The sequence below is a fragment of the Marinomonas shanghaiensis genome (genome assembly GCF_003259175.1).
GTDB lineage: Bacteria > Pseudomonadota > Gammaproteobacteria > Pseudomonadales > Marinomonadaceae > Marinomonas > Marinomonas shanghaiensis.
Window position 1 is genome coordinate 1 of the sequence record NZ_QGOK01000019.1, and the last position, 26,962, is coordinate 26,962.

Below are 26,962 nucleotides of genomic sequence, written 5' to 3' on the forward strand. Positions count from 1 at the left end.
CAGCGAAAAACAATCAATTATAGATATGTGCAATTATCGAAAAATTGCGTATGTGCTTAAGATTATTGGAAGACACTATTTACTCACACTTTAAAAGCGATATTAGAATGATTACCTGTTAAAAAACGCTCATTGGACATCTATTTCATTACGAGTGACACTCAAATTAAATAACATCATCATGACAATCATAAGAAATACTTATCAACACGCTTGCAGGATAGAAATTGGCGAGCATTCTACCGAAAATCGGGCAAGGACTCCATTTATTTCAAAGCCAAGCAAAATGAGCGGGTAAAATCGACACGAAATAGACGTCTAAGGTAAAACGATCCCTCTTTGTTTCAAGATACGCTCAACTGTATCAACAGTCGCTTGCGTATGCGCATCGATCTCAAGGTTTACCCTATCGCCTAGTGATAACATAGCAAAGGTTGTCAATCTAAGCGTTTCTGGAATCAAAGACACTTCGATCCAATCATTACCAATGGCGCTAATCGTCAAACTGGCACCGTTTAGTCCCACGTAGCCTTTGTCGAACAAATAACGTCTTGCATCCACTTCATGCTGACGATCTGTCGTGAAACGAATATGCACACTTTCTTCAATTTTCTCAATTCTAGACACCACGACAGAAGTCATAATGTGACCAGACATAACATGCCCACCAATTTCATCCCCCATCCGAGCGGCGCGTTCAAAATTGACTGTATCGCCTACCTGTAAAAGACCAATATTGGTTAATGCTAAAGTGGTATCAATGACATCAAACGTCAAAACATCATGACCAATTTCGGCAACAGTAAGACAAACGCCGTTAATAGCCACACTTGCCCCAAGCTGCTGCCCCAACATAACGCCAGCGGGAAAAACCACTTCTAATCGCTTGTTACGACCGACTTGATCGGCCGTTTTGACCGTCGCTGTCCCCTGAACAATACCCGTAAACATAAAACCTCCTCACTAGTAGGTGAAAATACAAACCGATTTACCAAATACACTGCGTCAGTTGAAAGACTGAAGAAGAAATGAACACCAATGTGCAAAGCAGCATACTGACTGGTTTTGCGTAAGTTATCAAAGATTCACCAATAGGGTTATCCACAGGTTACGGGGATAACCAACGCTCTTTTCAATCATTTAAAAACCCACCTTACTAATGCGTCCAATTTAGTATTTTACAAGACATAGCCCACAAGATAGTGGAACAAAGCTTGATCTTAAACACAAAAAAGCCGCTGATTAAGCGGCTTTTCACGACATAAACAAACACCATACAGAACACTATTCAGACAATGCTTCTATCATCTCTTGAGTCACCAAAGTGATACCGTCTGAATTTCGGTAAAAGCGCGCAGCATCCGCAACAGGATCTTCACCAATAATCGTCCCTTCTGGAATACAACAATCAGAATCCACCACCACCTTGTTCAAACGACAATGACGACCAATATCACATCGAGGCAATATAACCGACTTATTCACATGAGAATACGAGTTGACTCGAACGTTGTTAAACAAGATAGATTGCTCAACAGTAGAACCGGACACGATACAACCAGCCGACACAACCGAATTTAATGCCGTACCAATGCGTTCTTCATAATTATAATTGAACTTGGCTGCAGGTCGTTGATACTGCGCAGTACGTATGGGCCACTCTTCATCGTATAAATCCAATTCTGGAACCAATCGAGTAAGATCCATATTGGCTTCCCAATAAGCCGTTAAAGTCCCTACATCACGCCAATAGGGTTTATCTGGATAACTGCTGTTATTGATCACGCTGTTAGCAAAATGGTGTGCCTTAATTTTACAACGTCCAACAAACAAAGGAATTAGGTCTTTACCAAAATCATGACTTGAGTCGTCATCGCTTGCGTCAGAGCGCAAATTCTCTGATAAAAACTTAGTATTAAAAATATAGATTCCCATACTTGCAAGTGAGACATCTGGCTTACCTGGCATGGTCGGCGGATTGGCAGGCTTCTCTTCAAACGCAATAATATTGTCGTTTTCATCTACGTGCATAACACCAAACTGATCAGCCTCTTTTAGAGGGACTTCGATACACGCAACGGTCACATCTGCACCACTTTCGATATGATCCTGCAGCATCAAACTGTAGTCTTGTTTATACACATGATCACCAGCGAGAATCAAAATATACTCACTGTCTAAACCGTCTATCATGCTTAAATTTTGATAAACGGCATCGGCCGTCCCACGATACCAGTCACTACCTGTCTGCTGCTGAGCAGGCCACAGCTCAATAAACTCATTAAAGTCTGAGCGCAGGAAATTCCAGCCTCTTTGCACGTGCTGGTTTAATGTGTGAGAGCGATACTGAGTCAGAACAGCAATACGACGCATGCCTGAGTTAATACAGTTGGAAAGGGGAAAATCAATAATTTTATACTTACCTGCAATAGGCACAGCAGGCTTAGAACGATTATCCGTTAGTTGTCTTAATCTTGAACCACGTCCACCGGCTAGGATAATGGACAAAGTTTTCATACGCGCCGTATTTAAATCCATGTGATGCCCTTAAAATTTTTATCAACACACCTATTTGAAGTCCTATTTAGGTATACTCTGATCATTATTCTAAATCAATAAGATGACTAATAATGAAAATACTCTTTGCTGCTTCTGAAATTTACCCTCTCATAAAAACAGGTGGATTGGCCGATGTGGCTGGCGCACTACCTGTCGCGTTAAGAAACAAAGGCCACGATATCAAACTTATCATGCCAGCGTACCAAGGCATACTAAATAAAGTAGCGCCAATTCAAAAGAGTATCAACCTAGGAAACCCATTCGGTGTCGGAGATTTATTGTTACTTGAAACCCACATTCCCGACAATGACACACCAATTTGGCTATTACAATGCCAAGCACTTTACGAACGTGAAGACGGTCCCTACGTTGACAAAAATGGCGTCGACTTTCAAGACAACCATTTACGCTTTGCCGCCTTTTCATGGGCTATCGCGACACTGGCCTTGCATGGAAATCTTATCGATTGGCGAGCTGACATACTTCACCTAAACGATTGGCAAACAGGCTTTGCAGCCGCCTATCTGAAAAGTTGGAAAGTAAACCATATCCCTGTTGTGACGACTGTACATAATTTACGTTATAACGGTAGTTTTGATATGGATCAATTTTCAGCCACTCACTTATCACCAGAACTTCTCAGCATGCACGGTATGGAGTTTTATGGCCGATTCTCAGGACTGAAAGCTGGTTTAGTCTACGCTGATGCCATTACTACGGTCAGTCCAACCTATGCACAAGAAATTCTTACTCCTGAATATGGAGATGGCCTAGACGGCACTCTCAGAGCGATGCAAGACAAGCTGATTGGTATTTTGAATGGTGTCGATTACAACCAATGGTCACCAGAGAAAGACCCCCTTATTCCACAAAATTACGACCTCAACAGCCTTAACCTCAAACAGAAAAACAAACTGGCCTTACTTCGCGAGAATGCCCTATCAGAAGAACTAGACTATCCAGTATTTGGTGTAGTTAGTCGACTAACGGAGCAGAAAGGATTAGACCTTGTTTTGCAAGTCATGCCAGCTTTGCTGGAAAAAGGCGCTCGACTGATTGTACTAGGTTCAGGTGACAAGCATTTAGAATCGGGCTATTTGGAATTACAAAGAAACTACCCTCAACAAGTCGCTGTGCGCATCGGATACTTTGAAGATTACTCTCATCGAATACAGGCAGGGATAGACGCACTGCTCATACCATCACGTTTTGAGCCTTGCGGACTGACACAGCTTTATGCTTTGAAATACGCTACGTTACCCATTGTGAGACAAACCGGAGGACTCGCAGATACGGTGTTCGAGGAGGGAGAGAAAGCCAATGGTTTTGTCTTCAAGGAAGCCGACATCGAATCTTTAAAAGCCGCTATGGAGCGCTGTATGGCATGCTTCCAGGATACGAACCGCTGGCAACAAAAACAGCAAAACGCTATGGGCTATGATTACAGTTGGGAAGCCGTAACTGACCAGTGGATTGAGCTCTACCAATCTTTATTAAATCGCTAAAAATAAATCAGGGGGAGGAAAACCTTCCCCTGATTTATGACAGCGTTAACTATGGTAAGACCGCACTAACTAAGGTAAGACCACACTAATACGGCTATGGGCTTCCCATTCCTGAACACCGCTAATCAGTGCTTGTTCAGTAAAACCATCCTGCTTCATCTCCTGCAATGCCGTGGCAATACGCAGCTTAATGCTATTCTCATTACACGGTGATTTTTTTGACATAGTAAGATACAAGCCTTCACTGCTAATATAAGGCACCGCCGCGACAATAGAGTCGGATAAACCCAACATGGTCGCATAGGCATGAGCTGGACTTTTCTCATATAAAACATAGTCAACTCTGTCCGCCTCAAGCATACGCAACGCTTGGGTTAAACTAGACACGGCCAAAATATTCAAGTTACGCTGGGCATATTGATCAAACTCTTGACCAAAACTATTGTTAATGACTGTGACTCCCCACTTGCCCTTTAAATCTTCTTTTTTGTTGAACGGGAAGGTTTTGTCTTTACGTTGCCAGACAACACTCGTCGTATGCAAAATCACAGGCGTAAAATAATCCATATAGTCTGCCCGCTCATTGGTGTAAAAAGCACCAGCCATTAAATCAATACGACCATTTTTCACTTCTGTCTGGGCTCGAGACCAAGGCCCCGCATGAACCAATGTGATAGGAATATTAATACGTCGGCTAAGCTCATCTATAACAAGGCGATTTACACCGCGAAGTTCTGTTGATGTATCACTTTCTCGCCACAAAAAAGGGGGGTACTCAGAATTGCCAGAGGCTTTGAGAGCATTACACGAAGAGGTCTGAGGCAAATTTGTCGCACCAAAAGTCATGCCTGCATTAAAAAAAGTGGCTGTCAACAAACAGCCAACTATGTATGTGTAAAGCCGCATAACTGCGCCACTCCATTACCTATAAAATTAAAACAACCAAAAGCATTTTTCTTTTATATATTAAGGTGGTGTTATTTCTGAAAAGAGTTCGATAAATCTTCTCAGTACGACAATTATTCTCCTATATTGTCTATTATCCTACTTCCGTAAAGGCACCTAAAATGCTCAATAAAGATCGACCTAGAGTGTAACCTTATTATTTTCAACAACCTAGAAGGCTATATAAGAACAAAGGAATTATCAATCTTCTTTTTATCTTTCATAAAAGGCAGCCTAGAAAGGCCAAAAACATGAGCTACTGTCTCTTGGCTCAGTGCCTAAAATAAAGGCGAGTGTCGTCTTATCTTTACAACGATCCGCCGCCACCTCAAATTTACTGTCTAACACATTGAAACGCGCAGCGCCGTCAGGCAAGCTTTCAGGTAAAGATATCGGATTAACATTACGAGTAAAGTCTATCCAGACATTTTGCGCCCCACTACTTCCCGTAATACTCAATGGCCTATTATCGTCGTCTCCTAGCCATACCGTAGAAGAATAATCACCTGTAATCCCCACAAACCAACTGTCTTTTTGTTGATTCGTGGTTCCCGTTTTAGCCGCAAAATTTAAGTTTGGAAAAGCCGCTTGGGCCGCCCGTGCGGTACCAATTTTTGGTGTTTTTGTCATACCGTCTAAAGTAACAGCCAACAAGGCATCCGTGAAAGGCACATCATTGTGTTGATCAAAACGCTTCATTAATTGATCATTTTGATCCATCACAGCAAGCACAACTCCGAGTTCACTACTCTTTCCTTGTGATGCTATAGGTTGATATAAACGTGATACCTCAAACGGTGACAACTCCAATGCCCCTAAAGCCACAGCTGGATGCATGGTAAAGGGTCGCTTAACGCCTAACTGCCTTAAAGTCTCCCCCACTCGATCAAAACCGATTTGCTGCGCCAGAGACACTGTCGCCAAATTATAGGATTTTGCCATGGCCTCATAAAGATGAACTTCACCATGTGTCTGTCTGTCGTAGTTTTCAGGCTGCCACGTTTTGCCGCCAACATTGAAGCGTAATTTTTTATCTTCAATCTTGGACCACCATGTGTAACGCCCCGTAGCTAATGCCGACAAATAAAGTGGCGGTTTTACTAAAGAACCAATAGGTCTTACCGCTCCCAAGGCCCGGTTAAATCCGGTATACACTTGGCCACTTGATCCGACTACAGCGCGAACCTGTCCTGACACTCTGTCTGTCACTACCATCGCGCCCTGCAAGCCTTTTAATTTAGGATCTCGCTTCTCCAATACCGCGACTTGACGCTGCATAGCCAAGCTAGCGGCACGTTGAGCTCGTATATCTACGCCTGTATAAATACGCAAATTCTTAGTGGCTAAGGTGGTTTCATCAAAATCCCGTGATAATTGCATCGCCACTAAATCTAGATAATCACCAAATACTGAACGCTCTTTTTTCTTACTGGCGAGACGAAGAGGCTGTTTTACCAAACGATTATAGTCAGCATCAGACAATCGTCCCTGACTTTTTAATACGCCTAATACGGTATTCCGTCTCTCTTTCGCACGATTAGGAGAGCGTTCAGGGTTATACAAAGAAGGACCTTTGACCATCCCCACTAATAACGCAAATTCGTCAATGTTTAATTCATTTAGAGGGCGACCAAAAAAGTGCTGACTCGCAGCAGCAAAGCCGTGTAATGCACTACTGCCCACCTGAGCCAAGTACACTTCATTCATATACGCGGTGATAATGGCCTCTTTTGAGTAGTGGTACTCCAACAGAACACTCATAACAATCTCAGTTACTTTACGCGTGTATGTCCGCTCAGAACTCAAATACATATTTTTAACGAGTTGCTGTGTGAGAGTCGAGCCACCTTGACGCACAGAAGCATGCGTAAGATTCACGACCATGGCACGAGCGATACCCACTAAAGAAATTCCCCAATGCTCATAAAACTCTTTATCTTCTACAGCAATCAAAATATCAATTAAAGGCTTGGGAATGTCTTCATAGGATAATATCTGGCGACTCTCTGTATTACCGCCATACAAAAAGCCAATACGCTGAGGTTCAATTCTTGCTTCTGCAATCTCATCACCATTTAGCGCTTGTATCACCAATCGACCATTTTGAAATGAAAATATACGTCTTTCACTTTGATGAAAACCCAAATGATCAACATAAGATCGTAAGTGTGCACTCACTTTTGTTTGGCTGCGAGCGGCCCAACCGACATTTTGACTGTTACGACCAAACCGATACCCAGTCTCCTCCAATAGCGCTTCAAGATCTTGCTTATTCCAAGGTGAGCCATTACGCAAAATAATGGGGGCACTGTAGACTTCAGAGGGAACTTGCCACTTTTGTCCTTCAAAGCGACTCACTACCTGCCCGTTAAGCCACCACACCCAAGCAGAGAAGGGAATACTTCCGACCAAAGCAACAATGAGCCCCCATTTAAAAAGGGCGTGAATAATTCTCTTCAATAAAGAAGACGTCGTTTTTTTTCTCTTTTGAGTCGAAGACTTAGAAGACGATCTTGCGGGAGTTTTTTTAGCCATAACTTGCGATTATAAAGGAGCTTAATCACAGCAAGCAACGAGCAAAAAACAACTAACTTAATTCTTGCATATTGACTCGTGCTGGATAGCGCTTTAGAGTGCTTTGCTCACGGAAAGTTTATTTAACTGACATTTTCCTGAATTTCACCAGCTTAGTCGGCAACAGAATGGCAAGAAACACCACTAAGAGCATGACGATAGTCACAACATCTCTTAGTTCGCATGATTATGGAAAGCAGCCGTTCAGTTGGAATAAACAACATTCATCAAAAAAGTGCGGTAATCACGTGTTTAATAAATATCTTATACCAAATGCGCACAACCTTCCTGAAGGTCAAGCGCTTAATATCACTGTCGAACAGTCTAATTTTTTAATCACCAAACAACAGGGGCAGATTATAGCGTTCGAAAACATTTGCCCACATCAAAACAAACCCCTTAATTGGTCTTCTGAATCTGTATTGGATGACGAAGGTGATTATTTACAGTGCCACCACCATGGTGCCCTTTTCTCTCCGTCAGACGGTGTATGCATTACAGGACCATGCCAAGGCAGTCAGCTAAAAAAAGCGACTGTCGGTATCGAGCAAGGTCATTGTTACCTGCTTTTTGCTTAACCCACAAGAAGCGACTTTGCTTTGCTGTCATAAAAAGCCAGTGGCTATGGTGAAATAACATCGTAGCCAATCGTTAAAGTTAATTTTTTTATCAACACATCTTTCAAGCTTTCGCCCAAAAGACAGCAAGTCTCGGTTTAATGACCAGCGACATTAGAACAGAAATGATCAATCCCGCTGGCAACGCAGAAATAAAAGTCGCCCCCCAATAATCGACAAACTCACTTGGAAGCAGAAAGCCATGCAAGTTGATGGTTGTCACAATCGCCATAATAGATTCCATTATTACCGCCATCACAAGTCCAAACAGAATGTTTTTTTGTGTCCTAGATAAAGCATAAAACACCTTATTCACCAGACTGTTTGTCACAATAGAGATCACGCCGCCAATTGGTGCAATACATAAAACACACCACGCAAATGACGATAACCAAGCCCCAATGAAATGATGAGAAAATCCGATGTTTCTCCAAGTCATTAAGAAGGTTAACAAACCCCCAATGACCATAATAAAGCTAATAATGATGGCAATTTTTTGAACTTTCTTTGACATAGATACACTTCCAAGGAATGATAGGATGGGAACGAAAACTAATTGACAATGTCAACTATATTTAATTAAATTGACTTTGTCAACTATCTGGAAATCACTATGCATAATACCGAATCAGCGCTACAAGCCCTTTTTATGAATACCATTGGCGGACTAAAAACCTCGATGAAAAACATCATGAAAGAAAAGCAACTGTCCCTGTCCCCCATATATTTTTTGGTTTTAAAAAATATTCATGATACGCCAGACTGTACCGCAAATTATTTGGCAGACATCACAGAGAAAGACAAAGGGCAGATCACTCGATTGGTTCAAGAGCTGATGAATCAATCAATGGTAGCAAAAGTGCCTAATCCAACCGATAAGCGCAGTCAGTTTCTCGAGTTAACACCTATGGGAATGGCCTGTTATCAGGCCTTAGCCAGCGCTGATCGAACGGTGCTTAAAGAAATGAGAGCCAATATTAGCGATGAAGACCTGACGTTGTTTTTGGCCATAGGGGAAAAAATGCTCGCGAATTTAAACGCAATTAATCACAAGCTATAGATCATTCTGCCTAAACCGTTTGCCATTAAATCTCTAACGCTAATTGCTCCAAAAAGAGACGCATCACTTGTTCACGTCTGCTTCCCTCCAACTGGGCCGAAGGCGTGTTCAAACTCCCCGAGATGCGGAACAGCTTATGATAGAAATGATCAATAGAATAACGTACATCATCCGGTTTACGCTCTTCACAGAAAGGATCGTCCAAAGCATACAAAGTTCTGTTTAGCGCCCCACTTACTTGCATACAACGAGCAATACCTATGGCTCCTAATGCATCCAAACGATCTGCATCTTGAACTATTTTGGCTTCAAGGCTTTCAGGAACGACATTGGCACTAAAACTATGAGCTCGAATGGCATGATGAATCGCATCGTAGTACTGACTGGGGTAAGCAATTGACAGTAAAAACGCAACGGCTTTGTCTCCTGCCATTGTCGAAGCCAAATGTCGATCCGGATGGTTTTTGGGTAAAGACACACAGTCATGCAGCCAAGCAGCAGGAACCACGACCGCTAAATCGGCACACTCTTCAATCGCCAGTTGCTTCGCAACTTTGACAACGCGAGAAATGTGGCTCAAATCATGAGCTGAGTCAGCATGCCCTTGGGTTTGCAAAAAGACACGGCATTGATGTTCAAGTTCAGGTAAAAATTCTAATGACATCGTTTTTCCATGAGAGGTGAGGTATCTACATTAAAATGAAAAAGCCTACCCCATATACATGAAATAACACAGTAAAAAAGGCTTTGATTCGAAAACCAAAGCCTTTCTTTTAACGCTTAGATAAACACTTTTAGAAGGTATAACCCACACTTGCCATAAAGGTAATAGGGTCAATGTCTGTATCAAATGTCCCTGCAATGGTATGCACATCTGTATTGATATCCATGTACCAAAGAGAAGCGTTCGCAAACCAGTTTTCAGCAAAATTCACATCAACACCAACCTGAGCGGCAAATCCCAGTGAATTATCAAGACTTACGTCCGTTCCACCTAAAACAGACCCTTTGCCTTTTTCATCGAAGAACACGGTATAATTTAAACCAGCTCCAACATAAGGGCGGATTTGGCTGTTCGCTTGTCCAAAGTAATACTGTGCCATAATGGATGGTGGTAAATGCGACACTTCAGCGACTTCTCCCAGCCCTTTTGTTGACACTTTATGAGTAAAAGGGGTTGCGGCTAAAAGCTCAACACCAAATTGCTCTGTCAACATATAAGTCACCGTCACCCCAACTTGAGTATCACTATCCAGTTCTAGCTCTCCAGAATTGGCGACATCATCACTGCTTTCATTTGGCATCACTACCGCAAGACCACCACGAACAAATACATCGCCAGCGTTGTGAGCTAACGCAACAGATGAACAAAGCGCAGAAACAAGAGCGAGAGGAAGTATAGCTTTCATAATCGATTCCTTTTTTGGTCAAATAAAATGTCTGTGACAAAAAGGTAACAGGATAAAAATTTAAATTATTAATCTAGATCAAGGTTTTACTCGCCACGTAACAACGACCTCCGCAACCTATTAGCTAGATCAAGAAAAGCAGAACTACCCAAATAAAATCACTTTTAAGACAATTGTGCAGATAAAAAGATGGAGGCTGGTGAAAACGATGAAAAAGCCATTAGTAAACCTAATAAAATATAAAAGTAAACTGATTTACCCTAATGCCATTTGTCGGTAAACTTTGCGAAAATTTTCTTATGGAAGAAATACCTATGCCAATACTTATAGCCGTCACCCTACTTTGGGCGTTTTCATTCAGTTTAATTGGGGTTTATCTTGCCGGACAAGTCGATGCTTGGTTCTCAGTTCTAATGCGCGTATCTCTCGCTACGCTGGTTTTTTTACCCTTCTTAAAACTACGCCAGATTGAAGCAAAAATCGCTTTTAAATTGATGATCTGTGGTGCTTTACAGCTGGGAATTATGTACGGCTTCTACTACCAATCCTTCTTGTATCTGTCTGTACCAGAGGTGCTGTTATTCACTGTAATGACACCACTGTATGTGACGCTGATCAATGACATGCTAGACAAACGATTTAATATTGGTTTCGCCATCAGCGCGTTATTGGCCATTCTTGGAGCGGTCGCCATCCGTTACCAAGGTGTCGATGAAGGCTTCATCAAAGGCCTAATGATAGTGCAATGTGCCAACTTGTGCTTTGCAGCAGGCCAAGTAGGCTATAAACGAATCATCGCAAAAGAGCGTCCAGACCTACCGCAGCGCACAGTGTTCGGGTGGTTTTTTATCGGCGCTCTCGCCGTCGTTATTCCTTGTTACATCGCCATGGGCAACACAGAACAGTTGCCGACAACGAATCTACAATGGGGCATCTTGATTTATCTTGGGATTATCGCTTCGGGCTTAGGTTATTTTGCTTGGAACAAAGGGGCAACCATGGTAAACATCGGCACCTTAGCGGTGGCAAATAACTTACTCATCCCAGCGGGTATCTTGGTCAATGTGGTTTTTTGGAACAGAGACGCGGATATTCTACGCCTTACAATCGGTGGGGCTATTATCTTGTTGGCACTTTGGGTCAATGACAAATTCAACCAAAAATTTGCTGACGCTAAAGCAACAACAGCTTAATAAAACGCTAGCCAATCTGTAAAAAACGCCTAACAATCGTTGGGCGTTTTTTATACATTTAACTAAGAATAATGGCTTACTCTTCGGTCAACCAAGTTTGAAAAGCGTTGCGATCACTTTGATCTGCTTTTTTGAACCAAAACTGTGACATTTCTAATTGAATACTAGAAACAGTTGGTTTGTATAAATCGTCAGCGATCCACACACGGAGATCTTTACGAGTTGCTTCATCAGATTGGTTATACCAAAACTTCATCATATTAAGTGTGACCTTGTCTGACATGACCTCAGGTGCGGTAACAGGCCCACTAGAGGACGTTGCGCTGCTACCCATAGTTTTATCTGTTAAGCGTTCAATTTCTGCAACATAGTCACGCGTATTTTGAAAACCCGATTTCGTTGCCAATGCCTGTTGTTGATAATTGACCTCTTTACCACTTAATTCATCATGAATAGTGAACTGAGGGTTTTTCGCGTTATCTTCCGCTTGTCTATGTGTTGAGATATAAGGCGCCTTCAGAGTCAAATAAGTATCTTTTTCAAACAAAAGATCTAATACAATTGGCTCAGACTGAAAGACTTGAGTATCGCCGCCGCTGCGAAATAGCTTATTGAAGCGGACAACAATCTGGTGCTGACCTTCGTCAAGGTCCACTTTAAAATCATTACCAAAACGCCCAGCGCTTTCAAGGTCAACATACATAATCTCATACGAACGAGGCACTTCAAATGTTGCCGCCATTAAAGGCGATGCAATTGAGCCACACAATACGGCTATAAACACTAGAACACGATTTTTTAAGCACATAGAACACCTCTTACAACACACAACAAAAAAAGAAAAGAATTTAGCATAGAGTGCTGTATTATTTGTTTATTAAAATAGGGTTATGAGAAACTTGCTAGATTTTGTCTTTTTTCATACCCTAAAAAAACAAACCCTATAGACTGCTGGTCTCTAAATTGCCTTTCTAAAGACTTGTTAGCGCAAAAACAGGATAGAATTCAAAAAATTATGCCAAACAGTGCACAGACCCAGCTTAACCATTTGTTAACCTTACGAATCATAGAGCTGACGATATTGACTTTAGCCTTCTCATTGGCTGTCAGACCCTTATTTACTGAATCATCAGACATCTTACAACTGGCCGCACTATTAGCACTCGTCATCGTGATCGGCTTCTATTTTGTTGTCCGATCGAACATGATTCCGAAATGGGAAATTACGTTATCACTGCTTATTGCTCTAATAATTATTCTACCAACACTTACCATATCAGGTGGTGTCAATAGCCAAGTAGCGTATTTCTTACCGCTTTACCCTATTTTAGCGGCCTTAATAGGTGGCACAAAAGAATCTGTTGTAATAACTATCATTCTGGTCGTCTACACTGTCATCGCAACTGTATTTGGTGACCTTATTACGGATTTAACAGATGAGATAGACTCAAGAGAAAAGTCTCTCGATCGTGGATTTTGGCTAACAACCACCATCGTTTTTAGTGCTTTTTTTGGCCATTTTTTCCTACGAAAATACGCAGAACTGACGACAAAGTTGAATGAAGAAAACACCCAAGATCCATTAACGGGTCTTTTGAATAGACGAGGATTAAACATTTATTTCAGTATAGAACTCAAAAAATCTCTATTAACATCATCACCATTAAGCCTAATTTTAATCGATGTCGATTATTTTAAAAAAATAAACGACCAATATGGGCATGACATTGGAGATATTTGTCTGATTGAGATTGGTCAGTTGCTTAAAAGGAATCTTAAGAATAAAGATATTATTGCTCGATTTGGAGGAGAGGAATTTATTATTATTTTACCAAATACGAATAAAGATGAGGCAGCCTTAACTGCAGAGTATTTAAAGGACTTGGTCTCGAAAGAGACTTTCAGTGAATTTAATCTGGCGTTAACGATTACGTTAGGCGTAACAGATTATGAAAAACACGATGATAATGCTTTAAATATGACAAAACGAGCGGACAAAGCTTTATACAAAGGCAAAGAAAATGGACGAAATAGAGTCGAATTGTCACAATGATTAGTAAGAAATAAATCTAAGAACACTCATTATAAACATCCGGATTCCATTTCTGCATCAGGGTCGATGGATGACTCAAAGACGAATAACCAAACTGCTCATACAAACCATGAGCATCACGTGTCACTAATAGTATCCTGCGTAAACCTTGTAGCGCTGGGTAGTCATGAATGGTCTGCATTAACCACTTAGACAACCCTTTTCCACGATGTTCCTCATCGATAAAAACATCGGCTAAATAAGCAAATGTGGCTTGATCAGAAATCATTCTAGCAAAACCTATTTGCTTCCCTTCCGGCGAAAAAACGCCAAAACACAGCGAGTGCTCAAGCGCTCTTTTCAAGGTTGTTTTCGGAATATTGTTTGCCCAGTAGGTATTTGATATATAATGGTGGATAACATCAAAGTCCATCTCTTCATAATCACAGCTAATGCGATAACCTAATACCATGTTAGTTCCCCAATGATCCTTCAGTGTATTTATTCTCTATTACGCCATCGACTGTATTTGGAATGTACACCACGAGTAAAAGCCGACGAGTATACTTCCAAAATATCCACGCCATATAAAATGGCCACAACAATAAAAGACAGCTTTATCGCCACATAAGAGTCAATAATAGCAATGCACACACCGATAGAAGCTAATGCCCAAATAGTCGCAGCGGAGGTGACTCCAATCACAGAGCCGTCTTTTGACAACATAACACCGGCACCAAGGAAACCAATGCCAGTAATAACCTGCCCTATAATTCGTGATGGATCTGTTATATCCACTGCAACTAACATAGAAGATGCGATAAACACATACGTCCCTAAAACAATGAGTGCAGAGGTTCTTATGCCTACCGGCTTACCTCTAAGTTGTCGTTCTAAACCAACCACAGCACCACAAAAGATAGCCGTCGCAATCGAGCTCCAGCTATAAGGATCAATAGAAAATAACGATTCTAAATTCATATGATTTTCTTAGGACAAACGCCATGAGTGGAAGAATAAAACCTTATCAATAGGTTACTGAGTTTTTGCTATTAGTATAGTTTTAAATCGGAGATGCGCACAAAAAAGCAGAGAGCGCATACTAAAACACCGACGTCTTCCATGACATCATATGGATATTTTAAGCTAACAAGGCACGAGCACCCAGGCTATAATCGTATTCTCATAACCATCTTGACGTTTATATTCTCGATATCCGTTCGACCTCGCAGCACCAATAAGATACACATTGCCGTCGAATCTAATAGCGGTTGCTGTACTGCCATCTTGATAGAGCTCAGTCATGCTAATCGCAGGAAAAAAGACACTGCCAACAACATGATGGTCCGACGAACTTGCAATGACAAAGCCTTTATCTGAAGTAAACAAGGCTTTAGTACCTGCTTTTACAACACCATTCTCTCTGGGCAAAATATCATTAAGAATGGCACGAAACTCTACCGTAGAATCGAATACGATACCGATACCACCAACCACCTCATTGTTTTTTTCAGGACTACGAATAGCCGCATTATAAATATAAGTATGCGCGCCACCGTAACAAGCAAAAGGCATGAATGGCGACACGCAGTAAGCGTAAATATCTTGCGAGTGGAACACGCCCATTCCTGCAGAATTTTCTTCTATATTTTGTCCAATATAATGCTGATAAGAGTCATCTGAAAAGGCGAGATAACGCCCATTTTGATCATAAACGTATAAGCTATGATACACAGTATACAAAGAGTGTATTTTCCCTAACGTCTGACGAATACGGCTTTTATCAACCTCTGATGTCGATAATGCCGTTTGTAACGATGTATTCAATCCCCACCAGCGGCAGTCATTTGCACGTTCATAAAGATTACGATCTATAATGTCTACCGCCAAGCTGGCTTGCAGACTTATTGCATTTAATTGGCCCGAAATGATAGTAGAAAACAAAGATTCAATGGAGTTCGCAAACACATTGTCTATGTCTCTACCAATCTTTTTGATGGCTTCTAGTACAGGCATAAACTCCACAGCATCTTTACGAGCCGCTGTGATAATGCCATTCAAAACAATCAACTCTAGGTCGTCATTGATAGAAATAGATTGACGACGGATATCAAACAAATCAGCTGAAATAAGCCCAGCAAGATCAGCAACCAATGTTTGATGATCCTGTGTCTCGCTTACCCGATCCATGTTTTCTAATGCTAATAAGGACGCCATATGCCAATTTTCAGGTCCAGTATAACCTTGATAAGGTTGGCCTTTGGTCGTCACTTGAACACGGTCTTTATGATAAAACGACACTACTTTTGGCGCAGCGCTTATAGACAAATGAGTCGGAATCCCCTGCTGGTAACTTTGTGGCGCAAACAGCACGCCCCCCGCACCATTTAAGAGCAGAAAGTGATTCTCCTCCTGTTCAAATAAAAGATGATTGGTTATTTCTTCTAGTTCATTTTGAAATCGAAAACACAAAACAATAACACCAACAACACCTTCCTCATCTCTTACCGCATGAGCATACAAAAGGTTTGGTAGAGAATTCGCCATCAAATCCGTATGCCCAAAATACTCCACATAGCGATCTGGGTATGTAATCGCTTGCTGAATGAACCTATCCTGCACCTTGCCTCGTCGTGAAGACTGGCTAAGCTGAAACACCACCTCACCATCAAGCGCAATGAGAAATGCATCTTGGTAGACTGAATAAATATCGATATAGGCTTGAAGTCTCTGTCTTAAAAAAACACTATCCTCTTCTTTTTGATCACTATTTTTCAAAAATTCGATAACATCATGATCTGTGGCCAAAAAGCCAATATCAGCCGTTCGCTCAAAAAGGTTACGAATTAACACATCAATCGCCATCTGGCAGCGAGACTGATCTTGCATAATAACTTTTCGAGCCTGCTCGTTTGTCAAACTGTCAATTAAGCGTTTCTGAAGGCGGTGGAACTGCCCCAATGTATGCTCCATATCTTCCAAAATAGTCGATGCGACTTCTAAACTATTAATCTTGCCGATTAAAGCAATTTTTTCCCACCAAGTACTCAATGATTTTAATGTTTGATCGTACTTATCCACCCCTTTGGCAAAACGCTTAATGGTTGATTGATTTTTAACAAGGAACAGGTCCACTACAAATATCCTAGAAAGCATTGAAGATCGCCGTAAGCAGCAATTAACTTGCCAATACCGAGACAACTGAAAAAAGCAAAATAATAGTGAATTACACATGACAAGAGCCAATGTGTTAGATAATAACTCTGGTTCTTTAGGATATAAAAAAGGAATGCCCTTAGACATTCCTACTTTCGTTGTTTTGATAGATCAATCAATTACCCATCAAATCTGCTTTAAAAATGTAGAGACGATTCGAGTCAATCGTGTTTTGATCAAGGTACTTTTGCTCCAACTTACCGTTGGTCGACCAAGTAGCAAAATCGTCATCGTTTAGCACCCCAAGATGATTGTTATCAATCACCCATAAGCCTTCCATCTTATAGTGTGGATAAGACACTTCCTTCACCATATCAACCACCAAGGTTTTGCTGACAGGTTTAATCCCTTTTGCCGCTAACGCACCCCAACCCTTAGTGATAAAGCACATTGGTGCATTTTATAGAGTAAAGATTCCCTATGGCGCTTTGATGAACAGACATCAAAAAGCCCAAGTCTTGATTGTCAATGACTCAAGCTGTACTTATTCTTTATATTAAAAGAGTTCTTCTCTATGGTAAAAGAATACGATTTATTGACGCAATGGCTCAGTCGGACCACCACTACGATGATCACCACCGTGATAACCATCATTCGAAAATAACGTACAAGCCGCTAAACTAATCAATACCATGCCAATCGATCGTGATTGAATCGTGCTAAGTCGTTTATTACTGAAACACAAAGTTGGTATATCAAAAAAGAACCTGTTCATAAAAACAAGAATACGAGCCTTATATTAATTGTTCAGATTTGTTGATTGATTTACCAACTCACTTCGGACTTTGTTAACCACAGACTCCAAATCTTCAAACAAAAACGGTTTGCTCAAGAAGTCGTTCATTCCAGACTCAAGACATTTACGTTTAATGCTCTCCTCCACATGAGCGGTTAAAGCTATAATCGGTGTTTGGTTTAAGCCTTTGTTTTTCTCAATCTGTCTGATGGCAAGGGTGGCTGAAAAGCCATCCATTTCAGGCATATTGCAATCCATAAAAATGGCATGGTAACGCTGAGCGTTGTCGAATTTATCCAGTGCTATGACGCCTGTCTCCGCTAAGTCAACTGTACACCCCAGCTTAAACAGAAACTGCTCACAAATTTTTTGATTTATACGATTGTCTTCGACTAACAAAATATGCAATACCTGTTTAGACGGACTGTCACTAGCTGATTCTTTTAATGTCTCTCGAGAAAGCGTATTGACATCAACATCAACAGGCCGTGTATAGGGAAGCGTTACACTAAAAGTAGTACCAATACCAATGGCACTCTCCACTGCAATGGTGCCCCCCATAAGTTCCACTAAACGCTGGGTAATACTAAGCCCAAGTCCCGTTCCTCTAACATGAGGATTAAAGTGACTTACCTGATAAAACTGCTCAAAAATTTTTTGTTGATCATCGGGCGAAATACCAATACCCGTGTCTTTTACAACGAACGACATAAAAAGTGTTTTATGGTCATCACTCTCTTCACAGGATACACCTATAGAAATATCGCCCTCATTCGTGAACTTAAAAGCATTACCAACAAGGTTGTAAAGAATTTGATGAAGCCGATAAGGGTCGCCTTGTACTAACTCAGGAATATCGTGGATGAGACAGGTAAGTTTGATGGGTTTTTTATCAAACTGAGGATGAATTAAAAGCATCACCTCATTAACAACATTACGGGGGCTAAATAAAACTCGCTCAATCTCTAACTGTTTAGCACTGATCTTTGAATAATCGAGTATGTTGTTGATAATATGCATCAAGGTTCGACCCGCATTATTAATCACTGCAACTTGCTGCTGCTGTTGGTCGTTAAGATTACTCATCGCCAGTAATTGTGCCATGCCAAGCACGCCATTCATTGGTGTCCGTATTTCGTGAGTCATTGCAGATAAAAAATCCGCCTTAGCCTGTCCGGCTAGCTCCGCAGCTATCTTAGCTTTTTCTAGTTCTTCAGCCTGCGCTGAAAGCTTTAAATTGTCATTAAGCGCTTGCCAATAAATACGATTCTGTTGTTTTCCTGTCACAAAAATAAACAGCCCATAACCCAGAATTAAGCCAACAACAATAAGGTTACCAGGCTCATTAAGAAACAAACCAGCCGCCAAAGCAAAAGGAAAGCAGATTATAACAAAGTAACTGCGCATGATCTGATAAGAGGGAGCCAACACTGTAACGCCACCAATACTGATACCAGCGGCCGCCATCATATTTATCGTCACTGCCAAATCAACCACAGGGTTGACGTAAAATAACCAAGCCGCACCACTTACCCAAACTGCAGCGGAGGCATTGTAGACAAAAGCATAATGAAAGAAATACGCGTTAATTCTAGTACGACTAGGGGAAGATACGCGTAAAAACAACACCAAACGATAAACTTGCAGCAGAACAAAGCCGCTCGAAAAAAAACCAATGATATCTAGATGTTGACGAGCCGTCACTGAGCTAAAAACCGCTCCCCAAAAAGCCAGCAAATAAAAGATTCCGCCAAATCTCGAGCGTTGCGCCAAGTCCTTTAAGCTGATGTCACTGACTTGCTTATTACTAAGCATATACCTTGAATTATTCAATAAAACTCTCAGCTAACAGGCGAATTAAAGAGAAATATCATCAGAAAAAAGCAACTGATTTACCCACAGGATAGTAGAGCATTTTAAGAAGATTGAAAACAAGCGCAAAAAAGACCAGCGGGGGGAAGGCCGCTGGTCTTTGTTATCAAGACACTCTGATTATTATTTCGCCAATCAGACTGCGAATTGATTCATGGTGTTATCTTTGCCGGACGCTTTTAGTGCTTGCTCACCAGAGAAGTACTCTTTATGGTCGTCACCAATATTAGAACCCGACATGTCTTGGTGTTTCACACAGGCCAAACCTTGGCGAATTTCTTTACGTTGAACTTCTCTCACGTAGCCTAACATACCCAGTTCACCGAAGTAGTCTTTTGCCAAATTGTCTGTAGACAAGGCCGCCGTATGGTATGTCGGCAAAGTAATCAAATGATGGAAGATCCCCGCTTGCGCGGCAGCGTCTTTTTGGAAGCGGCGAATTCGTTCATCAGCTTCATCCGCCAGTGCACTGCCATCGTAATCTTGTGACATCAGTTTCTCACGCTGATATTGGCTCACATCTTTGCCTTCAGCCAACCACGCATCAAACACTTGCTGACGAAAGTTTAATGTCCAGTTAAACGACGGGCTGTTGTTGTAAACCAATTTTGCGTTTGGCATAACATCACGAATACGATTCACAATCGCAGCAATTTGTCCGATGTGTGGTTTTTCGGTTTCGATCCACAATAGATCCGCGCCATTTTGCAAAGACGTAATACAATCCAACACCACTCGATCTTCACCTGTATTCGGTTTAAAGCGCACCAAACCATTGGCTAAACGAGTTGGCTTAATCAAACGCTCACCCAGTTTGATCGCCATATCACCAGACTTCATTTGCTCCAGTGACGTCACTTCTTCACCATCAATAAAGGCATTGTATTGTTCCGCCAAGTCGCCAGCCGTTTGAGAGACAGGGATCTTTTGAGTCAAACCCGCACCCAAAGAATCCGTACGCGCTACGATGACACCATCGTCTACACCCAATTCCAAAAAGGCGTAACGCACAGCGTTAATTTTCGCTAAGAAGTCTTCATGAGGCACAGTAACCTTTCCGTCTTGATGACCACACTGTTTGGCATCAGACACTTGGTTTTCGATCTGAATACAACAAGCGCCCGCTTCAATCATTTTCTTCGCCAGCAAATAGGTCGCTTCTTCGTTACCAAAGCCCGCATCGATATCCGCAATAATCGGTACAACGTGGGTTTCGAAGTTATCGACTTTTTGCTGCGCGGCTTGCTCACGAACTTGATCGCCAGCAGCTCTGGCTTCGTCCATTTCCTTAAATAAATGCTGCAACTCTCGGGCATCCGCTTGTTTCAAAAAAGTATAAAGTTCTTCAATCAAAGCAGGAACAGACGTTTTTTCATGCATAGATTGATCTGGCAATGGGCCAAACTCAGAACGCATGGCCGCCACCATCCAGCCAGACAAGTACAAGTAACGACTGCGTGTGGTGCCAAAATGTTTCTTAATCGAAATCATTTTTTGTTGGCCGATAAAACCGTGCCAGCAACCTAAAGACTGGGTGTAATTCGCTGGGTCTTTGTCGTAGTTGGCCATGTCTTCACGCATGATCTTAGCGGTATATTTGGCGATATCTAACCCCGTATTAAAACGGTTTTGCAATTGCATTCTAACCACGGATTCTGGGTTCATCGCGGCCCATGTTGGACCTTGTGCATGAATCGTTTGGCTAGCTTGTTGCGTTTTATTTTTGTAAGTATGCATCGTTTTTCTCGCTCTTTAGGTTGTTTAAATGGGTACAAATTCTTAACAATTAATTCGTTTTCAGTGAGATTCTTTCACCTGCATTCGATAAGCATGTAGTAAAGGCTCCGTATAACCGTTAGGTTGAATGACGCCTTTAAAAATCAAATCCTGCGCAGCTTTAAAAGCGACACTTTTGGCATTTTTTGCCATCGGGCGATATCCTTCGGTCGCTGTATTTTGCTCATCCACCACCCGCGCCATGCGTTGCATGACTTCATCAATTTGTTCTTTACTGCACAGCCCATGAAGCAACCAGTTCGCCAAGTGCTGACTGGAAATTCGCAAGGTGGCACGATCCTCCATCAAGCCTACGTTGTTAATATCTGGCACTTTCGAACACCCTACGCCGGCTTCAACCCAACGCACCACATAACCGAGTAACCCTTGAACGTTGTTTTCGATTTCTCGCTCAATGACTGGCTGCGACAAGGTCAGATTGCTTGGAATCGTCGGAATAGTTAGTAGATCCGTTAGATTCGCTTTTGGGCGATGTTTAATACGCTCCTGCACTTCAAATACATTCACTTGGTGATAATGCATTGCGTGCAATGTGGCCGCTATTGGTGATGGCACCCAAGCCGTATTCGCGCCCGCTTTCGGATGGGCAATTTTCGCTGTCATCATGGCGGCCATTTCATCTGGCATGGCCCACATGCCTTTGCCGATTTGGGCTTTACCTGGCAAACCACACTGCAAACCGATATCTACATTGCGATTCTCATAAGCCTGAATCCAAGGCTGAGTTTTAATCTGATCCTTTGGCAAAAAAGCGCCCGCTTGCATACTGGTGTGAATTTCATCGCCGGTGCGATCCAGAAAACCGGTATTAATGAAAAACACGCGTGTTTTCGCCTGACGAATGCACTCTTTCAGGTTCAAGGTAGTACGACGCTCTTCGTCCATAATCCCGATCTTGATGGTGTTTTCTGGTAAGCCAAGCATCTGCTCTACTCGAGCAAATAACGCACAGCTAAACGCCACTTCTTCTGGTCCGTGCATTTTTGGCTTCACGATATAAATGCTGCCTGTGCGGCTATTTCTCATTCGGTTATACTCAGTTCGCTGCAAGTCCAATGAGGCAATCAAGCTTGTCACCACGGCATCGATAATGCCTTCAGGCACAAAGTTACCCAGTTCGTCTTGCATTAGGTCACATTCCATCAAGTGGCCAACGTTTCGAATCAAGAGTAAAGAGCGGCCATGTAAGCGGTATTCCTGATTATCTAAGTCAGTAAAAATACGATCTGGGGTCATGCGCCGCGTTTGTATTTTTCCATCTTTTTCGAAGCTCGCTTCCAGCGTGCCTTGCATCAACCCTAGCCAATTTCGGTACACTTCGATTTTGTCTTCCGCATCAACGGCTGCTACTGAGTCTTCACAATCCATAATGGTGCTTAGTGCTGACTCAATGAGAATATCATTGATATTGGCAGGGTCTTTCATACCGTTTTTGCCGTTACGATCAAACTGAATTTCTACGTGCAGTCCATTGTTTTTCAGCAAAATAGCTTCTGGTTCGCTGCGTTGACCATTTACCGCCACCAGCTGGCAAGGTTGCTGTAAACCGGTTTGGCTTCCATCTTGGAAAAAAGCCAATAAATGATGGTAATAAACCACGTAACTGATCACGTCTTTATGAGAACCAGACTCCAGCGGAAACACCTGGTCTAAAAAGTCTTTGGCTTTGGCAATCACGGCGTCACCACGAACTGGGTTATAGGTTTTGCCTGTCGCTAGTTCACCTGCTTTGGCAATCACATCCGTGCCGTAAAAAGCGTCGTACAAACTACCCCAGCGGGCATTGGCAGCATTCAATGCAAAGCGGGCATTCTTTACTGGCACCACCAATTGAGGCCCTGCTAAGCTGGCGATTTCTTCATCGACATTCGTCGTGGTGATGGTGAAATCGTCCCCCTCTTCGACCAAGTAACCAATCTCACGCAAGAAAGCTTCATACGCTTGGATATCCATCGCTTTGCCCTTGTGGTCAAGATGCCATTGGTCAATCTGATATTGCATCGCATCGCGAGTGGCCAACAATTGGCGATTAATCGGCGACAAATCGGCCACTAATTGCTCAAGGTCGCGCCAGAATTTAGTGGGTTCGATAGCGTGAAGCGGCAGCACTTCTTCATTGATGAAGTGGCAAAACCCTGAATGAATCACACTGTTATTTTTCGCTTGGGGCATATTCATCTCGCATTCCTTCTTTTTCTTATCAGTCTGATTCTAAGGGTTAGCAATGCATTGAATCTTTCTCTCGATTGCTTGATTTATAGTCTATGCCCATCTAAGCTAAAATTTCACAATAAGAATTACACAGTGTAAATTTTACAAAAATGAAAAATAAAAATAGCCTAAATCGCAAAGCCCATTTTCTGGGCACTAAGATCCGTAACCTGCGTAAACGCAACCGTTTGACGATGGAAGACCTATCGGCGCGCTGTATAAAAGTCGACGCAGAGTCCGCCCCGTCTGTGTCTTATTTATCCATGATAGAAAGAGGAAAGCGCATTCCCAGTGAAGACGTCTTGGAAGTCATTGCCAGCGTTTTTCAAAAAGAGGTCGAATGGTTCTTAGATGACATTCCAGAAGAAGACGCCATCACGCCAACGAAAGGCTCTGGTGGCGGCATTAACGGCATGGCGTTAGAGCCAAACTTTTTGTTCTCGAAAGAAATACTGCAAATCGCCATCCCTGAAATGCTTTCACAAACAGGCACCAGTGGTCGTCAATTTGCGCATTTATTGATTCGTGCCCACCAAGAACATCATCAGAACCATTTCCCAGATTTAGAACGCGCGGCGGAAGAAGTGGGACTCAAGCGTTTGCCATTGAGCCTTGATGAGATTGTCGCCATCACCAAGCAAATGGGCTTACAGGTTAAATGGTTTAAAAAAACCCCGTTGGCAGTTTTGCAAGAAATGGGTATTAGTGAAAGCCATGTAGTGACGTCTTTCTTTGATCCGCCAAACACGATTTATATCAATCACGTCATGAAAAATCAGCCTCAGCGCCTCAAATACAACCTTGCGGTACACATAGGTCACACGGTATTACACGACAAAGACGGGCTAAAAAACGTCTTAGTCACGGGACGAAATGAGATATCCCCCCTGCAAGCCAAAAACGCAAAGATACAATCGTCTGGCATGGATGCTCAGGATATTTTGTACGCTTGGCGAGACTTTGAGTGCAGTTTTTTTGCTGGTGCGTTGCTGTGCCCCAAAGTGCCGTTTCGCCAAATGCTGGATCGCAACGGGTATGAAATTAATACTGCGCAACTGGCTGGCGTGTCGGAATCCGTCACCATGCGCCGTATGACCGCCGCCTCACCCTATCCTCATTGGCATTATTTTGATGCTTACGCACCGGGCAAACTCAAAGCCGTTTACCGTGGCAATGGCATTCCCTTACCTTGGGGGAATATGAGTACCGTGGAAGATCCCTGCCAACACTGGTCGGTGTTTCGCAAAATAAGCGAGCCAAGCACCGGCACCTCTGCGCAAATATCGATTCTCAATGTCAGTGACGAGCCACGAATTTACGCCTGTGAATCTATTAAAGTGCAAGACCTTGCCGGCAACAGCCACGTACTTTGCTCCGGTATTGATCTGAACCCAGCCATTGATGCCCAAGGCAAAGACGCTCTATCCATCGCCGCCGATTTAAGGGAGGCTTGCGTTACCAAAGGAGGCTCATCCCAAATCCCGAGAAGCATCAAAAAAGACCTCATGAGCGTGGCAAAAATTCTCAATATTAATTGGGTAGAACGCGGCATAGACAGTGATGCACGTTTGATTTGTTCACGCGGTGCCGTTTGCCCAAGGAAACCGAGTTGTTATCAGCAGTGTGAGGCGAGATAGTTTGTTTGAGGAGAGTTTGTCGGTGGAAGCCAAGCCGTTTTAGCTTCTCTTCGTCTAGTCTGATGGAGGTGGCTTTTAAAGACATTGAAACTCTCCGAGGTTCTCTAAGAATCTAAATCATTGTCCATCCATGTTTCTTTGTCTTCATCACTCTTAAAATTTGACGATGAATAAGACAAGATAACCGCTACTTTTCTGCCGGCTCCAAACATTCTTCTATAACAACTGCCCCAGCTTCGATACGCGTTAGCAAACCCGCTTTTTCTAAATACATCAAGTCGCTGAAAATAATACTATCTGACACCTTAAATCGCCGTTTTAGCGTCTCAGAGAAGACTTTTCCATCCAGCGCTAGCAAAAGCAGTATGGTTTGTTGTCGCTGAATATTTTGCATCTTGCTGTCGCTCATCAGAATTCCTCACTTTCCTACTGGCGCAATGACATGTCGCTGTAACGCCTTAATCGTTCCGTGGTTAGTAATAAGATGGCGACCAGAAACAGCAATATCATGGGGAATGAAGCAAAGGTGAAGACCTTTGCTGTGGCACCAAGTATTGGTGGTACAACCATGATACCGGTATAAGCCGTCGCCATGGATAGCCCAATAATGGCTTGCGATGCCGATGAGCCAAAGCGTTTTGGGGTCATTTGAAGGGTATTAGGAAAGATAGGTGCACAACCAAGTCCAATGAATATCAAGCCCATTTTTGTAAGTTCACCTGAAAAGGGTAAAGCAAGTAAGACACAACCAAATAGGATAATCACAACACCAGAGCGGATAAGGGTTTCTTCTACCACTTTTTCAGCAATCACTCCACAGGCAAAGCGACCTGCGGTAATACCTAAATAATACATTGCTACCCAAAAAGCAGCATCAACTGGCAAAATATTTCGCTCTGTCGTTAAGTAACTCGCAGCCCATAACCCTGTGCTCGTTTCTATGGCACAATAACTAAAGAACATAATTAATTGCAGTGATACACCTTTCATTTTTAATGCAGTCATATTTGTGACTAATGGAGCACTTGTCTCATCCCTTTTTACTGAGTGGGTAACAAACTGTTTCCACAGTGGAAGGGAAGCAAATAGTAAAATGACCAGTAAAAATTGCACTACCGCAATAGTCATGTAGCCGTCACGCCAGCCTTCTGTAAGAGCTAGAAAATTCGCCATGAGAAGCGGGCCAGCTGTCGCCCCCACGCCCCAAAAAGAATGCAAATAGTTCATGTGCTTAGCTTTGTAGTGCAATGCAACGAAGTTATTTAATCCAGCATCTACAGCACCTGCCCCAACACCTAAAGGAATAGCTAGGAACACAAGCGCCAATGCCATATTGGACATACTAAAACCAAGCAATGCCACTGCGGTTAGTAAGACACTTAGCGCAACAACTTTTCCTATTCCAAAATAATGAATCGCCTTGGTGACATAAAGGCTAGAGAGCACAGTGCCAGCACTGATGATAAGAGAAATAACACCAGCAAATTCCAGTGAGGCATTTAAATCGTTTCTCATCACTGGCCATGATGAACCGAGCACGGCATCTGGTAGACCTAAACTGATAAAAGCGATGTAAATAATGAAAAGTAGTAGCATATC

The 26,962-nt window shown here is 42.4% G+C and carries 24 protein-coding genes; 6 read left to right on the forward strand and 18 right to left on the reverse strand.

Annotated features, from left to right (window positions below; genetic code table 11):
- Positions 1 to 318: 318 nt before the first annotated feature.
- Together DKT73_RS15035 and glgC are read right to left on the reverse strand one after the other, a co-directional pair.
- Positions 319 to 951, reverse strand: coding sequence for a riboflavin synthase subunit alpha (locus tag DKT73_RS15035; protein WP_111639375.1), 633 nt, complete (start codon positions 949 to 951; stop codon positions 319 to 321).
- A gap of 333 nt (positions 952 to 1,284) precedes the next feature.
- A complete protein-coding gene (gene glgC / locus DKT73_RS15040) occupies positions 1,285 to 2,538 on the reverse strand; it encodes a glucose-1-phosphate adenylyltransferase (RefSeq protein WP_111639376.1) in 1,254 nt (417 codons plus the stop codon).
- Between the two features lie 92 nt (positions 2,539 to 2,630).
- Between glgC and glgA the strand changes: the two genes are divergently transcribed.
- A complete protein-coding gene (gene glgA / locus DKT73_RS15045) occupies positions 2,631 to 4,064 on the forward strand; it encodes a glycogen synthase GlgA (protein WP_111639377.1) in 1,434 nt (477 codons plus the stop codon).
- A 69-nt stretch (positions 4,065 to 4,133) separates the two neighbouring features.
- Here the strand turns inward: glgA and DKT73_RS15050 are convergent, their stop codons facing one another.
- Complete coding sequence (locus DKT73_RS15050; RefSeq protein ID WP_111639378.1) at positions 4,134 to 4,970, reverse strand: substrate-binding periplasmic protein; 837 nt, start codon at positions 4,968 to 4,970, stop codon at positions 4,134 to 4,136.
- A 273-nt stretch (positions 4,971 to 5,243) separates the two neighbouring features.
- On the reverse strand, positions 5,244 to 7,544 hold the full coding sequence (locus DKT73_RS15055; protein ID WP_111639379.1) for a transglycosylase domain-containing protein: 2,301 nt from the start codon (positions 7,542 to 7,544) through the stop codon (positions 5,244 to 5,246).
- Positions 7,545 to 7,831: 287 nt separating this feature from the next.
- On the opposite strand from DKT73_RS15055, the gene DKT73_RS15060 reads away from it, so the two are divergent.
- Positions 7,832 to 8,161, forward strand: a complete 330-nt coding sequence (locus DKT73_RS15060) for a Rieske (2Fe-2S) protein (protein ID WP_111639380.1) — start codon at positions 7,832 to 7,834, stop codon at positions 8,159 to 8,161.
- Positions 8,162 to 8,264: 103 nt separating this feature from the next.
- Here the strand turns inward: DKT73_RS15060 and DKT73_RS15065 are convergent, their stop codons facing one another.
- Positions 8,265 to 8,714: a DUF2798 domain-containing protein gene (locus tag DKT73_RS15065; protein WP_111639381.1), complete on the reverse strand. Its 450-nt coding sequence runs from the start codon at positions 8,712 to 8,714 to the stop codon at positions 8,265 to 8,267.
- Positions 8,715 to 8,813: 99 nt separating this feature from the next.
- On the opposite strand from DKT73_RS15065, the gene DKT73_RS15070 reads away from it, so the two are divergent.
- Positions 8,814 to 9,260, forward strand: coding sequence for a MarR family winged helix-turn-helix transcriptional regulator (locus DKT73_RS15070; RefSeq protein ID WP_111639382.1), 447 nt, complete (start codon positions 8,814 to 8,816; stop codon positions 9,258 to 9,260).
- A 25-nt stretch (positions 9,261 to 9,285) separates the two neighbouring features.
- Here DKT73_RS15070 and DKT73_RS15075 read toward each other — a convergent pair whose 3' ends face one another.
- The gene (locus tag DKT73_RS15075; protein ID WP_111639383.1) at positions 9,286 to 9,924 is read right to left on the reverse strand and encodes an HD domain-containing protein; all 639 of its coding nucleotides are present in this window, start codon (positions 9,922 to 9,924) and stop codon (positions 9,286 to 9,288) included.
- A gap of 130 nt (positions 9,925 to 10,054) precedes the next feature.
- Complete coding sequence (locus DKT73_RS15080; protein WP_111639384.1) at positions 10,055 to 10,669, reverse strand: OmpW family outer membrane protein; 615 nt, start codon at positions 10,667 to 10,669, stop codon at positions 10,055 to 10,057.
- Between the two features lie 314 nt (positions 10,670 to 10,983).
- On the opposite strand from DKT73_RS15080, the gene DKT73_RS15085 reads away from it, so the two are divergent.
- A complete protein-coding gene (locus DKT73_RS15085) occupies positions 10,984 to 11,862 on the forward strand; it encodes a carboxylate/amino acid/amine transporter (RefSeq protein ID WP_111639385.1) in 879 nt (292 codons plus the stop codon).
- A 76-nt stretch (positions 11,863 to 11,938) separates the two neighbouring features.
- On the opposite strand, the gene DKT73_RS15090 is transcribed toward DKT73_RS15085, so the two are convergent.
- Positions 11,939 to 12,670: a YccT family protein gene (locus DKT73_RS15090; RefSeq protein ID WP_111639386.1), complete on the reverse strand. Its 732-nt coding sequence runs from the start codon at positions 12,668 to 12,670 to the stop codon at positions 11,939 to 11,941.
- 207 nt (positions 12,671 to 12,877) lie between these two features.
- Here DKT73_RS15090 and DKT73_RS15095 point away from each other — a divergent pair, with 207 nt between their 5' ends.
- Positions 12,878 to 13,915, forward strand: coding sequence for a GGDEF domain-containing protein (locus DKT73_RS15095; protein WP_111639387.1), 1,038 nt, complete (start codon positions 12,878 to 12,880; stop codon positions 13,913 to 13,915).
- Positions 13,916 to 13,931: 16 nt separating this feature from the next.
- On the opposite strand, the gene DKT73_RS15100 is transcribed toward DKT73_RS15095, so the two are convergent.
- The 8 genes from DKT73_RS15100 to DKT73_RS15130 form a co-directional block, all read right to left on the reverse strand.
- Positions 13,932 to 14,366 (reverse strand): GNAT family N-acetyltransferase, encoded by a 435-nt coding sequence (locus DKT73_RS15100; protein ID WP_111639388.1) that lies wholly within the window; start codon positions 14,364 to 14,366, stop codon positions 13,932 to 13,934.
- A gap of 29 nt (positions 14,367 to 14,395) precedes the next feature.
- Positions 14,396 to 14,875 (reverse strand): MgtC/SapB family protein, encoded by a 480-nt coding sequence (locus tag DKT73_RS15105; RefSeq protein WP_111639389.1) that lies wholly within the window; start codon positions 14,873 to 14,875, stop codon positions 14,396 to 14,398.
- A 165-nt stretch (positions 14,876 to 15,040) separates the two neighbouring features.
- Positions 15,041 to 17,029 (reverse strand): cache domain-containing protein, encoded by a 1,989-nt coding sequence (locus DKT73_RS15110; RefSeq protein WP_111639390.1) that lies wholly within the window; start codon positions 17,027 to 17,029, stop codon positions 15,041 to 15,043.
- A gap of 196 nt (positions 17,030 to 17,225) precedes the next feature.
- The gene (locus tag DKT73_RS15115) at positions 17,226 to 17,501 is read right to left on the reverse strand and encodes an esterase-like activity of phytase family protein (protein ID WP_232827895.1); all 276 of its coding nucleotides are present in this window, start codon (positions 17,499 to 17,501) and stop codon (positions 17,226 to 17,228) included.
- A 141-nt stretch (positions 17,502 to 17,642) separates the two neighbouring features.
- Entirely contained in the window at positions 17,643 to 17,825 is a 183-nt protein-coding gene (locus tag DKT73_RS20220) for a hypothetical protein (protein WP_198666637.1), read from the reverse strand.
- Between the two features lie 24 nt (positions 17,826 to 17,849).
- A complete protein-coding gene (locus DKT73_RS15120) occupies positions 17,850 to 19,679 on the reverse strand; it encodes an ATP-binding protein (RefSeq protein ID WP_111639391.1) in 1,830 nt (609 codons plus the stop codon).
- Positions 19,680 to 19,853: 174 nt separating this feature from the next.
- Positions 19,854 to 21,455, reverse strand: coding sequence for an isocitrate lyase (locus DKT73_RS15125; RefSeq protein ID WP_111639392.1), 1,602 nt, complete (start codon positions 21,453 to 21,455; stop codon positions 19,854 to 19,856).
- Positions 21,456 to 21,515: 60 nt separating this feature from the next.
- Entirely contained in the window at positions 21,516 to 23,693 is a 2,178-nt protein-coding gene (locus DKT73_RS15130) for a malate synthase G (protein WP_111639393.1), read from the reverse strand.
- A gap of 143 nt (positions 23,694 to 23,836) precedes the next feature.
- Between DKT73_RS15130 and DKT73_RS15135 the strand changes: the two genes are divergently transcribed.
- Positions 23,837 to 25,363, forward strand: a complete 1,527-nt coding sequence (locus DKT73_RS15135; protein WP_111639394.1) for a DUF3612 domain-containing protein — start codon at positions 23,837 to 23,839, stop codon at positions 25,361 to 25,363.
- A gap of 187 nt (positions 25,364 to 25,550) precedes the next feature.
- On the opposite strand, the gene DKT73_RS15140 is transcribed toward DKT73_RS15135, so the two are convergent.
- Both DKT73_RS15140 and DKT73_RS15145 read right to left on the reverse strand, forming a co-directional pair.
- On the reverse strand, positions 25,551 to 25,772 hold the full coding sequence (locus DKT73_RS15140) for a DeoR family transcriptional regulator (protein ID WP_111639395.1): 222 nt from the start codon (positions 25,770 to 25,772) through the stop codon (positions 25,551 to 25,553).
- Between the two features lie 17 nt (positions 25,773 to 25,789).
- Positions 25,790 to 26,959, reverse strand: a complete 1,170-nt coding sequence (locus DKT73_RS15145) for an MFS transporter (RefSeq protein ID WP_111639396.1) — start codon at positions 26,957 to 26,959, stop codon at positions 25,790 to 25,792.
- Between the last annotated feature and the right edge of the window lie 3 nt (positions 26,960 to 26,962).